Origin of the sequence: Corynebacterium glyciniphilum AJ 3170, from assembly GCF_000626675.1 — a bacterium.
GTDB classification, from domain to species: domain Bacteria; phylum Actinomycetota; class Actinomycetes; order Mycobacteriales; family Mycobacteriaceae; genus Corynebacterium; species Corynebacterium glyciniphilum.
Genome location: NZ_CP006842.1, coordinates 1,028,737 through 1,040,949, shown reverse-complemented (window position 1 = coordinate 1,040,949; position 12,213 = coordinate 1,028,737). Strand labels below are relative to the sequence as shown.

9 protein-coding genes and 1 tRNA gene are annotated in these 12,213 nt (G+C 65.6%); 5 read left to right on the top strand and 5 right to left on the bottom strand.

Annotation, left to right across the window (positions count from 1 at the left end):
• Positions 1 to 3 precede the first annotated feature (3 nt).
• Complete coding sequence (locus CGLY_RS04820; RefSeq protein WP_038546789.1) at positions 4 to 297, top strand: chorismate mutase; 294 nt, start codon at positions 4 to 6, stop codon at positions 295 to 297.
• 2 nt (positions 298 to 299) lie between these two features.
• On the opposite strand, the gene CGLY_RS04815 is transcribed toward CGLY_RS04820, so the two are convergent.
• Positions 300 to 1,109 carry a S1 family peptidase gene (locus tag CGLY_RS04815; RefSeq protein WP_038546786.1) on the bottom strand — a complete coding sequence of 270 codons (810 nt, stop codon included), beginning with the start codon at positions 1,107 to 1,109 and terminating at the stop codon, positions 300 to 302.
• A gap of 260 nt (positions 1,110 to 1,369) precedes the next feature.
• Here CGLY_RS04815 and CGLY_RS04810 point away from each other — a divergent pair, with 260 nt between their 5' ends.
• Genes CGLY_RS04810 through CGLY_RS04800 form a run of 3 tightly spaced genes read left to right on the top strand, consistent with a single transcriptional unit; the run spans position 1,370 to position 5,321 of the window.
• A complete protein-coding gene (locus CGLY_RS04810) occupies positions 1,370 to 2,149 on the top strand; it encodes a DeoR/GlpR family DNA-binding transcription regulator (protein WP_038546783.1) in 780 nt (259 codons plus the stop codon).
• Positions 2,146 to 3,153 (top strand): 1-phosphofructokinase family hexose kinase, encoded by a 1,008-nt coding sequence (locus CGLY_RS04805; RefSeq protein ID WP_038546779.1) that lies wholly within the window; start codon positions 2,146 to 2,148, stop codon positions 3,151 to 3,153. Before CGLY_RS04810 ends, CGLY_RS04805 begins: the two co-directional genes overlap by 4 nt.
• A 2-nt stretch (positions 3,154 to 3,155) precedes the next feature.
• Positions 3,156 to 5,321: a PTS fructose transporter subunit IIABC gene (locus CGLY_RS04800; protein ID WP_052539683.1), complete on the top strand. Its 2,166-nt coding sequence runs from the start codon at positions 3,156 to 3,158 to the stop codon at positions 5,319 to 5,321.
• A gap of 109 nt (positions 5,322 to 5,430) precedes the next feature.
• Here the strand turns inward: CGLY_RS04800 and CGLY_RS04795 are convergent, their stop codons facing one another.
• From CGLY_RS04795 to CGLY_RS04785, 3 genes are all read right to left on the bottom strand, one after another.
• Positions 5,431 to 6,741 (bottom strand): acid phosphatase, encoded by a 1,311-nt coding sequence (locus CGLY_RS04795; RefSeq protein WP_227590380.1) that lies wholly within the window; start codon positions 6,739 to 6,741, stop codon positions 5,431 to 5,433.
• 192 nt (positions 6,742 to 6,933) lie between these two features.
• Positions 6,934 to 7,007 (bottom strand) — tRNA-Met (locus tag CGLY_RS04790).
• Positions 7,008 to 7,162: 155 nt separating this feature from the next.
• Positions 7,163 to 10,240 carry a UPF0182 family protein gene (locus CGLY_RS04785; protein WP_038546775.1) on the bottom strand — a complete coding sequence of 1,026 codons (3,078 nt, stop codon included), beginning with the start codon at positions 10,238 to 10,240 and terminating at the stop codon, positions 7,163 to 7,165.
• 161 nt (positions 10,241 to 10,401) lie between these two features.
• Here CGLY_RS04785 and CGLY_RS04780 point away from each other — a divergent pair, with 161 nt between their 5' ends.
• The gene (locus CGLY_RS04780; protein ID WP_038546772.1) at positions 10,402 to 10,938 is read left to right on the top strand and encodes a PPA1309 family protein; all 537 of its coding nucleotides are present in this window, start codon (positions 10,402 to 10,404) and stop codon (positions 10,936 to 10,938) included.
• 1 nt (position 10,939) lies between these two features.
• On the opposite strand, the gene CGLY_RS04775 is transcribed toward CGLY_RS04780, so the two are convergent.
• Positions 10,940 to 12,025, bottom strand: coding sequence for a YlbL family protein (locus tag CGLY_RS04775; RefSeq protein WP_038551391.1), 1,086 nt, complete (start codon positions 12,023 to 12,025; stop codon positions 10,940 to 10,942).
• Positions 12,026 to 12,213 lie beyond the last annotated feature (188 nt).

The window sequence follows — 12,213 nt, the reverse complement described above, 5'->3', positions numbered from 1 at the left end:
GCCATGACGAACGACATGGAGTTCTCCAGCGGGACCGATGATCCGTTGTCCGATGCCCAGATCCAGGATTACCGTAAGGAGATCAACGAGCTGGACCGGACGATCATCGAAGCGGTCCAACGCCGCTCGGAGATCTCGAAGCTGATCGGACGGACCAGGACGGCCTCCGGCGGGACGAAACTGGTGTACTCGCGGGAGACCGCGATCCTCAACCAGTTCCGCAATGAACTGGGCCCGGAAGGGATCGCCATCGCGAATTCGCTGTTGCAGCTCGGCCGCGGTCGGCTCGGCGCCTGAACTCAGGCCATCCGGAACCCCGCGCCGACACCGCCGGCTGCGTTCATCTCAGCGGCCACGGCGTCCCACGTCACCGCCATCACCGGCGAGTGCACAGGTCCCTGCAACGGGGTGCGGCACGACGGGACACCGGCGAAGCCGCCGCTGAGGAGCCCGACGAGTCGGCCGCCCGCGTACACCGGCGCTCCGGAGTCGCCGTGCGAGGAGCACACGTGCATCGCGAACCCGGAGCCGGTGGTGAGCACGAGTGGTCCGCACGTCGTGCCGGTCGCGATGCCGGTCTTGCAGACCTGGGAACCCTCGCCGGGCAACGGGCCGCCCAGGCTACTCAGCACCGCCGCATTGTAGGAACTGGTGACCTGCGCATTGGCGTTCAACAGGATAATGCCGTTGTCCACTGCCCCACTGCGCTGGAACGTACCGATGACGGTGCCCTCAGGGTCGTCGGCGGACCGGACCTCGTCACCGGCGACCCCACAGTGGCCGGCAGTGACAGCGACTGCGTTGCCTGCGGCGTCGTACCCTGCGGCAGTCGTCGTGCACACCGAAGGCCCGACGATCAGCGGCGTCGACGGACCGACAAGCACCGACGGGCGAGCCTGCTCAGCGGCGGCGGGGACGCCGGGTGAGGTGAAGTACTGACCCTCGATGCGGTGCGGTCCCGGTTCTCCGGTAGCGGTAAGGACATCGTCGACCACCTGGCCCGCAGAGGGAAGTGCATTGGCAGCCGGCGCGACCGCTACCCCGGCGAGGACTGTGGCGGCGGCCGCGACAGTGAGGACGGCCAGTCGATGAAGGGACCGGAGGAGCATCTGAACCACATCTTCTCTTGTGAGAGGCCGTGCCCGCGCATGGACACGTCACGTCAGTTTGTGCCTTCAGCCTATCCTCCCGTCCACGAATCAACCTGCAGAAGACACTCCGCTGCCTCGCCAGCCACCCCCGCCTCTTCCTGGACCGGTACCGCGAAACATCACCCGGGATGACTGTTTATGCCCACTGTCGTGGAAAACCACATTCACATGACCATATAACCGTTGACTTCCCACACATTCCCACAGATACTGGGAGTATGTACGCGCCAGAACGGCAGGACGTGATCGCCGGGGAGATCCAGGACCAGGGCGGCATCTCCGTGTCGGAGCTCGCCGAACGCTACAGCGTCTCGGCCGAGACCATCCGCCGGGACCTCGACGTGCTCGAACGTCAGCAGCGGGTCACCCGTGTCCACGGTGGCGCGGTGCCGTACCGGGTCCACAGCGGCAATGAGAACACCATCGCCACACGGACGTCGTCCTCGCGGGACGCCAAGGCGCGTATCGCCGCCGCCGCCGCGCGGCATTTCCCGCCGACCGGAGGCTCCGTCATCGTCGACTCGGGCACGACCACGGCTGTACTCAGCCACCACCTGGCCGAGCGCCCCGATCTGACGGTCGTCACCAACTCTGTGCTTCTGGCCTACCAACTGTCACTCCAGGTCCCCGCCGCTGTACCCCACCGTCTCCACCTCGTTGGTGGCCGGGTCCGCGGCATCACCCAGTCCGTCGTAGGCTCGGAAGCTGTGACCGCCTTGCGTGGCCTGCGCGCGGACGTGGCTTTCCTCGGGGCGAACGGAATCACCCCCGACTTCGGGTTCTCCACGCCGGACCAGGCCGAGGCCCGGACGAAGTACGCGATGACCGAAGCAGCCCGAAGACGGATAGCACTGGTCGACCAGTCGAAACTCGGGGAAGAACTCCTGTGTTCCTTCGCCACCACCGCCGACATCGACGTGCTCATCACCGATGCCCCGCCCGACAACCCCGTCATCACAGGCCTACAACATGAAGGAATGGACGTGATTCACACGTGATCATCACCGTCACACCCAACCCCAGCATCGACCGCACCCAGCGGCTCCCCGGGCCACTGGACGTCGGCGGGGTCAACCGGGTTATCTCCGGCACCGACCAGGCCGGTGGTAAAGGTGTCAATGTCGCCACCGTCGTCCACCATGCCGGCGACGACGTCTTCGCAGTGGTACCCGCCGATTCCGGCGGCGACTTCGCCGAGCTGCTCCGTGCCGGGGACATCCCCGTGCGCTTCGTCGGAGGTGGCGGAGGTGGCAGCGTCAGGGTGAACCTCACCCTCACCGACGGCGACGGCGTGACCACCAAAATCAACTCCCCTGGTGACTCGTCCGCCGACGGCCGGGCGTTGGCCGAGGCCGTCGACCAGACGCTGTCCGATGTCTCCGGTCAAGGCATCCCCGGCCCCCACTGGCTGGTACTCGCCGGATCGCTGCCTCCCGGATTCCCGGACGACTGGTACGCGAGAATGACGGCCACAGCCCATGAACAGGGGTTCCGAGTCGCGGTCGATACCTCTGACGCCGCACTGGCCGCTCTCGTCGACCTCTCCGACCGCAACCCGGCGGCAGCCCCGGATCTGATCAAACCAAACTCCCACGAACTGGCCCAGATCGTGGGTGGCGACGGCGACGCCATGGAGCAGGCCGCGGGCGAAGGCGATCTCTCCGCCGTCGTCGAAGCGGCATCCGCACTGATCGACCGCGGCTTCGGAGCCGCCCTCGTCTCTCTCGGCGCGGCGGGAGCACTGCTCGTCACCCGCGACGACGTGGACGGCACCACCGGGTCGTGGTTCTGTCCGAGCCCCACCGTCACCGCGGTGTCCACCGTCGGTGCCGGGGATTCGACGCTCGCCGGATACGTGATCGGGGCCGTCCGTGGAAAGAACGCGCCAGAAAGGCTCGCCCTCGCCGTCGCCCACGGATCCACGGCCGTCACCCTGCCCGGGACCACCCTCCCCCGACCCGACGACCTTCCCACCACCCTCCCTGAAGCAAGGAGAGTATGACCATGACCACGCCACCCCCCACCACGTCGGGCGGTTCAGACGACCGCCCGGTCATCATCCCCGACCTCGTCTCCCTCGACGCCGACATCCCGGCGGAGAAGGACGCGGTCCTCACCGCACTGGCTGATCTCCAGGTCAAGGCCGGGCGCGCTACCGACACCACTCAACTCCTCGCCGACATCCACGCCCGCGAGGAGAAGGCGGCCACGGGACTGCCCGGCGGCATCGCCATCCCACACTGCCGCACCAGCGCCGTCGAGGAACCGTCCCTCGGTTTCGCCAGGCTGAAGACCCCCACGGACTTCGGTTCGGACGAGACCGACGACGAGGGCAAGCCACTGGGAACAGACCTGGTTTTCATGATCCTCGCCCCGGAGGGTGCCGGCAGCGCCCATATGAAGGTGCTGAGCACCCTGGCACGGGCGCTGGTGAAGAAGGACTTCGTCGCTTCCCTGCGCTCGGCGCAGTCAGAGGATGAAATCGTCTCCCTCGTCACCGATGTCCTGAACAAGAAGAAGGCGAAGAAGAGCACCGCTCCCGCCGCGATGTCAGAGGCGCCAGCCGAGCCCCCGGCGGAGACCGTGGCGGCACCGACAGCACCTCCGGCGTCCCCCACGGTGAAGCTTGTCGGTGTAACGTCCTGCCCCACCGGTATCGCCCACACCTACATGGCCGCCGACGCCCTCACCCAGGCCGCCGATGCACGCGACGACGTCGAACTCGTCATCGAGACCCAGGGGTCCTCGGGCGGCGACAAGCTGACCAAGGCCCAGATCGACGAGGCCGACGCCGTCATCTTCGCCCACGGCGTAGGCATCCGCGACATCGAACGCTTCTCCGGCAAGCCGGTCGTCGACGTGCCCGTCAAGAAGGGAATCTCCGACCCCGACGAACTCATCGACCGGGCGATCACCGCCTCCACCGCGGACAACCCGCGACGGGTCGCGGCCACCGGCGGCGGTTCCGGCGGAGACGATGACGAGGACGGAAACGTCGGCTGGGGACGTCGTATCCAGCAGTCGATCATGACCGGTGTCTCCTACATGGTCCCGTTCGTCGCCGCCGGCGGTCTCCTGATGGCCCTCGGCTTCGTGATCGGCGGCTACAACGTGTCGAATGTATGGCAGGACGTGGTCATCGACCACTCCCTGTGGAACCTGCCGGACAATATGCAGTACACCCTCGACGGCAGCGACGAGATCCTCTACTCCGACCGCTCCGGCATCCTGCTCTACCTGGGAGCGGTGTTCTTCGGCGGTGGTGACACCGCCATGGGCTTCCTCGTCGCCGCGCTGTCCGGCTACACCGCCTACGCGCTGGCCGGACGCCCCGGCATCGTCCCCGGTTTCGTCGGCGGCGCGATCTCCGTCCTCGTCGGCGCCGGCTTCATCGGCGGTCTGATCACCGGTATCATCGCCGGCCTGGTCGCGATGTGGATCCAGTCCTGGAAGGTCCCACGCTGGCTCGGCTCCATGATGCCCGTGGTGATCATCCCGCTGCTGGCCACCCTGGTGACCGCCGCCTCGATGTTCCTGGTGCTCGGCCGACCACTGGCCGCTCTGATGGAGGCCCTGCAGAACTGGCTGGCCGACATGTCCGGTTCCTCCGCGATCATCCTCGGTCTGATCATCGGCCTGATGATGTGCTTCGACCTCGGTGGTCCGGTCAACAAGTCCGCCTACCTGTTCGCCACCGCCGGACTGTCCACCGGCGACACCGCGGCATTCCAGGTGATGGCCGCCGTCATCGCTGCAGGTATGGTGCCCCCACTGGCACTCGCCCTGGCGACCACGGTCCGTCCGAAGATGTGGACCAACGACGAGCGGGAGAACGGCAAGTCCTCCTGGTTGCTGGGAGCCTCCTTCATCTCGGAGGGTGCGATCCCGTTCGCCGCAGCGGACCCCCTGCGCATTATCCCGTCGATGATGGTCGGTGGTGCGGTCACCGGCGCTCTGTCCATGGCCTTCGAGGTCGGCAGCCGGGCACCCCACGGCGGGATCTGGGTCATGCCGCTGATGGACAACTGGTGGGGCTTCATCATCGCCGTCCTGGCCGGCATGGTCGTCTCCGCTATCACCGTGATCGTGGTCAAGCAGGTGACGACAAAGGACCCGGAAGGAGCACACTCCGAGTCTGAAGCGAAGGACTCAGCGACGGCCTCCGCCTGATACCGCCCCTGGCCCCCGCGACCCCCCGCGCACTCTGACACCCCCGTCCCTGGTTGGCCCCGGCCCGTCCGGACCAACCAGGGACGGGGGTGTCGAACGTTCAGAGGCCTCAGGCCGGGCGACCGTTGACCATCAGGGCAGCACCCTGCCCTACCTCAACATCGGCGGCGAAGGCGGCAGCGAGATTCATCCGTTGCCAACTTCCCACCGCGCGCCCTTTCGGCGACTGGTCGTCGAGCGGATAGCCGGCAGGTAACGCCGTCGCCGCCAGGACCCGCGCACGCTGCCCCCAGCTCAGGTCGGGGAACGCAGTCACGAGCAGTTCCGGCGCTCCCTGCGGGACAGTGAGCGGTGCTTCCGGATCCCCTACCCGACGGAGCCCGTGAGTCATCCTCGAGGTGTACTCTCCGACAGCCACGCCAGTTGAGCGGTACGGCGTGTCTGTGGCGACGGCTTCGGCCAGCGGCATCCCTGTACGCCACTCCAGCTCAGCGCGGAGCTCCTGGCCCGCCTGGGTGAGGACTGTCCGCATCTTCGGATCATTCCACCGGTCAGCCGCCGCGGCCTGCCCCGTCATCCGTCCACCGACGACGTCCAGCGGGTAGTGCACCCCCATCACCATGCGGTTGTACCCTGCCTCGGCGCCCCGGGCCAGCAGCTGTGGTGCCAACTCCGGCAGGAGCACAGCAAGCAGCGTCGTAGTCCAGCTCGCCTGGTTGGTGTGACCCGACGGGAAAGCCGCCGACCCGCTGAGGTCGTAGAGTCCTTCGTTGCCCCCGCCAGTGTGTTTTGTGATCCGGTCAGGAGCAACGACGAAGGGGCGGTCGTAGTTGAAGATCTCCTTCTCAATCAGCGTGGAGCTTGCCAGACCACCCGCGCGGGACAGATACCCGGAGTCCATGAGGGTGCGCGTCTTCGGCAGCCGATGCTCCTGCAGTGACGTGCGCAGTGCCTCTCCGAGCGTGGATCCGAACGCATCAGACAGTGCGGTGAGGAGATTACCGTCGTCGGCGGCGGCGTCGACCTGGGCACGACGAACGGTCTCTGGATCCGCACTGTTGTTGACGTCGACCACGGTATCGAGACTGTCCTTCATCACCTCGGGATGATTGTCCCGGAGGTCGCTGAAGCTGCTGACGACATCGTAGTAGATGCCACCGTCGTAGGAACTCAGGTCAGAGATGTACCAGCCGTAATCGGACAACGACAGCGGTTCCGGTACCGGAGCACCGTGGTGCTGCACCGCCGGCAAGATGGCGGGGAGGTACTCCCCCACCGCCTCTGTGAGCGCCGACGAACCAGCGGCTTGTGCGTGTGCAGGAACAGTCACCGTCCCCGCCACCAGGGCCACCGTGAGGACTGGTGAGACAGCAATGAGGGGTATACGGCGGATAGTGTTCTGGCGGGTGGACGGCGACACCACGATCTCCTCTGTCAGTCTTCGGCCTGCGGGCCACCGGAAGCATTCCGGACAGGAGAAGTGTAGGCCGTCACGATGACCGCCAGGTGAACTCGGCGTAGACCGGGGACGAATACACCGGTCCCGTCAGTACAACCGCGAAACGCAAAACCCCCTGGCCGGTGATAATCACCGGCCAGGGGGTCCATCTAGTAGCGGGGGCAGGATTCGAACCTACGACCTCTGGGTTATGAGCCCAGCGAGCTACCGAGCTGCTCCACCCCGCGACGGGTAACTGTCCCGGAGAGCGTTGCTCTCCGTGTCAGCGACTCCCATAGCGTAACGCAGTCGACGACAAATGTGAAATCGCGACCAACTGACAGGAAAAAGTCCAGCGCACCGGGGTTTTCGTCACCGATGCGCTGGACTGTCTCACCGCTTCTTACTGGGCGTCCTCCACGGCCGCGTCCAGATCATCCAGTGCTCGACCGAACTCCTCGAAGGTACCGTTCTCCCGGGCGTCGTTGACCCGGTCCATGGCGTCACGGATTGCGGACAGCTGGTCCTCCGACGGCTCATTGCCTCCACCCGATCCGGTGCCGGGGGTCTCGGCCGCTGACGACGACGGGGTCGAGGTGGAGGTGCTGTCGGAATCCGAATCGGAATCCGACCCGTCCTCGCCGGCCGCTGCGGCGTTCTCGTCAGCGGCGTCTCCGCCGGACTCAGCGATTTCCGTGACCGCATCCGGGTCGATACCGACCTGCTCGAGAGCCTCGCCGACCGTCGGCGCGTAACCGACCGAACCGTTGTAGCTGACCAGCACGCGCAGCAACTTCGGGAACGCCGATTCCTGATCGGCACGCTGGGAGTACACCGGTTCGACGTAGAGGATCTGTCCGTCACCGACCGGCAGTGTCAACAGGTTGCCGTTGGTCAGGGTGTTGGTGCCCTCCAACAGCGTGCGCTCACGGGCAATCTCATCAGAGGACATCATGGTGTCCTGTGCCTGCTTCGGACCCTGCGTCTGCGTATTCGTCGGCAGCTGGCGGACGAAGATTCGACCGTAGGTCTCCGGGTCAGAACTGACCGTCATATGCGCTGCGAGGAACTCACGACGCAGACCGCGGAACGGGGTGATCAGCTGGAAACTCGGACGGTTCGTCTCCGGGTCCGTCGCCACCACGTGGTACGGCGGCTGGTTGAGCTCCTGGCCGCCCTCAGGCGCCGTCGGGTCACCGGGGACGGACCAGAATGCGTCATTGGTGAAGAATGTTCCGGGATCGTCCACGTGGTACTTCGCGATCAGTTCACGCTGAACCTTGAAAAGATCCTCCGGGTACCGCAGGTGCTCCATCAGCTCGTCGCTGATCTCCTCCTTCGGCTTCACCACATTCGGGAAGACGCCCTCCCATGCCTTGAGGACGGGGTCCTCCTCATCGAACTCGAAGAGGTCGACCGTTCCGTCGTAGCCGTCCACGACCGCCTTGACGGAGTTGCGGATGTAACTGACGTCGTTGGTGACCGCACGCTGCTGCGATGCGGGATCCTCGGTCAGAGCATCCTCGGTGGCGGAGTCGAGCTGGGTGCGCTCGGAGTACGGCAGGTTCTCCAGGGTGGTGTAGCCGTCCACGACCCACTTGATCCTGCCGTCGATGACGACCGGGTAGGTCTTCGAGTCGGTGGTCAACCACGGGGCGACCTTGTGGACACGCTCGCGCGGGTCCCGGTCGTAGAGGATCTTCGAGTCGTCGCCGATGACGTCGGACAGGAGGATGTTCATCTCCTGGAACTTCGCGGCGTAGAGGGCCCGGTGGAAGATGTTGGACACGTCCACGCCGCCCTCACCGGTGTAGGTGTACTCGGAGTTGTCCGTGTCGTACTCACGCGGAGTACCCGACCCGTCATCACCGACGATGGCGTAGTCGGCGTTCGCCGCATCCGCACCGGCGATGACCGGACCGAAGTAGATGCGGGGCTGCTCCATCTCCAGGTCCAGCTCGCCGGTCTGCCGGTCGTTCTCCATGTTCTGCAGGTCGGCGACAGTGTAGATCGGGTAGCCACCACGGGCGGAGGCGGCGTCCTGCGCGACCTCGTCCACGGTATTCGCCGGTGCGGCGATGAAGCCGTTGCCGTGGGTGTAGACGGTGTGCTGGTTGATCCAGTCCGTCTGGTTTCCCGACAGGGCATTCGGGTCGATCTCACGTGCGGCGACGACGAAGTCCCGCATGTCGCCGTCGACCTCGTAACGGTCCACCGAGAGCTCGTCGGGGAAACCGTAGAAGTTACGCAGCTGCTGCTGCTGAGTGAACGTCGGCGACAACACGTCCGGATCCAGCAGGCGGATATTGGACAGAGTCGCGTCATCGTCGGCGATGGAGCGACGCTCACTGGCATCGCCCGAGGTCTGTCCACCCCAGTTCCGTTCGTAGGTCACCTGACCGTCCGGGTTCTCGTAACCCTCACGGGCGCTGTCCTGCGCGGTCTCGATGCCATAGGCCTGACGGGTCGACTCGATGTTGCGGGCGATGTACTCCCGCTCCTTCTCGGCGCGGTTCGGGTTGACCGAGAACTGTTCCATCACTGCCGGCCAGCCCACACCGATGGCAAGGTTCGCCACGATCATCAGGCCGACCGCGAGAGCCGGAACACGCAGATCCTTCAGCAGGATCGAGCTGAAGAACATGGCAGCGACGAACAGGGAGACGACCAGCAGCAGGATCTTCGCCGGCAGGATCGCGTTGATGTCGGTGTAGGAACCACCGGTGAAGGTGTCGTGCTGGTTGTTCAGCAGCGCGTAACGCTGGAACCAGTAGTCGACTGCCTTGAGCAGCATCCAGATACCGGCGATGATCACCAACTGGCGACGCGCCGGAGCACCGATGCGGGCCTTCTCACCGGCCCGGGGGTTGCCGGTACTGATCGTCCCGAGCAGGTAGTGGGCCAGCAGGTTCACCAGGAACGCCACAATGACCAGCACGGACACCGTGCCCAGCACAAACGTCAGCAGAGGCAGGGTGAAGGCGTAGAACCCGAGGTCCATCTGGAACTGAGGATCCTGGACGCCGAAATCACCACCGGAGAGGAACAACCGGACAGTCCGCCAGTTTCCCTGGGCGATCATGCCGGTGATGACACCGGCGATCAGCGGGACGATGACGAGGAACGGACGGATGGCCTTCCGGATCTCCGCGCGGTTCGCGGTCAACGGCGAGTCATCACCGCCGAGCCCGATCTCGGAGACGTCGGGAAAGTCCGATTCTTTCGGCGCGGCCCGGAACGCGGCGAAACACGCACCCCAGACGATGGCAGCGGCCACGAGCCCGAACACGATGAACAGAATCACCCGGGTCACGAGAACGCTGAGGAATATGGCCTGGAAGTCGATCGACCGGAACCACTGTAGTTCCGTGTAGTTCGAGACCAGGACCGGGACAAGGAAAAAGAGCAGAGCAATCACGACGGCGACGGTGCCGAGGATCTTGGTTCTGCGTCCGGGTTTTGGAATCTCCGGGATGCTCAAGGGTTCAGTTCTCTCCTGCTGTCGGTCATGAGAGTCGGACCGACCCCTGATTCCGGCGGGGATGGCACCGGATGCGCGGGCTGTCGGATTCCGACGACAAAACTGTCTACGTCTAGACTACTGTCCGCACCCATCCGCCGTCACCGTGAGGTCCTCCCAAGATGAACGCCAGTAACCACACGAGCGACATCCGTCCGCTCAACGCCGCTCTCCGCGAGGCCGTCGACTTCGTGCACGCCGAAGGATGGGATCGCCCGGCCACGCTGTTTGCACTGGTACCTACGGAACTCGTCCAGGACGTCATCGCCGCCGGGGACCATGACAACGACACTGACGCCTCTCCCCTCGCCCTGGTCGTCCAGGACGGCCTCCCCGACCACATCCGCCCTGGTTCTGACGAGCTCGGCGAATATATCGCCACCGTGCGGTGGCCTGACGTCGTCGTCGGCGCCGTGCTCGCCCAGGAGATCATGTTCCGCAATTCCGCGGACCCGGACGCCACTCCGCGTCAGGCACGGATCTTCACCGGTGTGGTCGACGGGGGGCCCGACCGCACACTGCTCCAGCTGCGCCCGTCCGAGGACGACATCGCCGCCGACCCTTTCGCGGAAGATAAGGTCGAACTCCTCGGCGGCATGGACGGAGCGGAGATCGCCCCGGGAGTCACCTCCATGCTGCGCTTCACCTTCGAAGACTGAGTCAGCCGCAGGTGGGCGCATCTCCCCCGTTGTTGTACTTCTCCATCGCGTCCACCGCGCCGTCAAGGGAGTCGACCGACAACAGGTCGATGTCCCCGTCGTAGGACCTCCCCGTCGCCTCACTGCAGTTGCCGGACGGAACCAGGAAGACTTCGGCGCCGGCGTGCTGGGCGGCAGCGATCTTGTGGGTGATTCCGCCGATCGGCCCCACGGAGCCGTCCGCCGAGATCGTGCCGGTACCGGCGACGAACTTCCCACCACTGATGTCGCCCGGGGAGAGTTTGTCGACGACGGCGAGCGAGAACATCAGCCCGGCGCTCGGCCCGCCGATATCCTTCAGGTTGTAACGGACCTTCAGGTCCCCGGCGGGCTGGGCCACCATCGTGACCCCCAGGTACGCCCTGTCGGACTCACCGGCGTCCTCAGCCGCTGTCGCCGCGGAGTTCGTCCGCAGTTCCTCCGGCACCTCGCCGAGGGTCACGGATTCGGTGACCTCGTCCTGCCCGCGCCGTACCGTCAGCTCGACGTCGTCACCCGGGGCGTGCTCGGCGACGGCGTCAGCGACCTCGGCAGGCAGCGTCACGTCCGTGTCGTCCACGGCGGTGATGACGTCGTTCTCACGCAGCGCCCCGGCAGCCGGCGCATCGTCGGCGATCTCGTAGACGGTGGTTTCCAGCGGCCGGTCGAGGTAGCCCATCGCAGCGACGGTCGCGTTGGACTCCGATGCCGCGAATGCGGCGGCGTTCCGGCGGGCGACTTCCTCCGGTGTCGAATCAGAGGGGATGACCTGCTCGACCGGAACAATGGTGTCATCGCTGCCCAGCCACCGCTTCATCGTTTCAGCGAGACTGAGTTTGGTCCTCACCGCGACGGTCGTCATATTGAGCTGGCCCTCGGAATCTGCCAGGTCGTCGTCCAGTTCCGCATCGGTGCCGGTGATGTCCACCACGGGCGTCCCGTTGACCTCACCCAGCGTGTCGTAGGTCGGCCCCTCGCCTTCCGCCGCAAAAGGAACGGTCAGGTTCACATCGGTTCCCGGAATCGTCGGAATCGCGAGCAACGCCGCCAGTGCAACCACCGGAAGCAACCCGACGACGACAGTCCGGAATCGGCGTCGACCACCGGCGGTCGACGTCGTGGTGTCGGTGGCCTGGGTCGTCTCGGTGGTCTCGCCGGTGTCACTGTGGGGAGGGATACTGGAACTCACCCCGGTCACCTTACAGCCCCGCACCGACATCCACGGTGTTCGCTGTCAGCGCACGGATGACGGTGGGG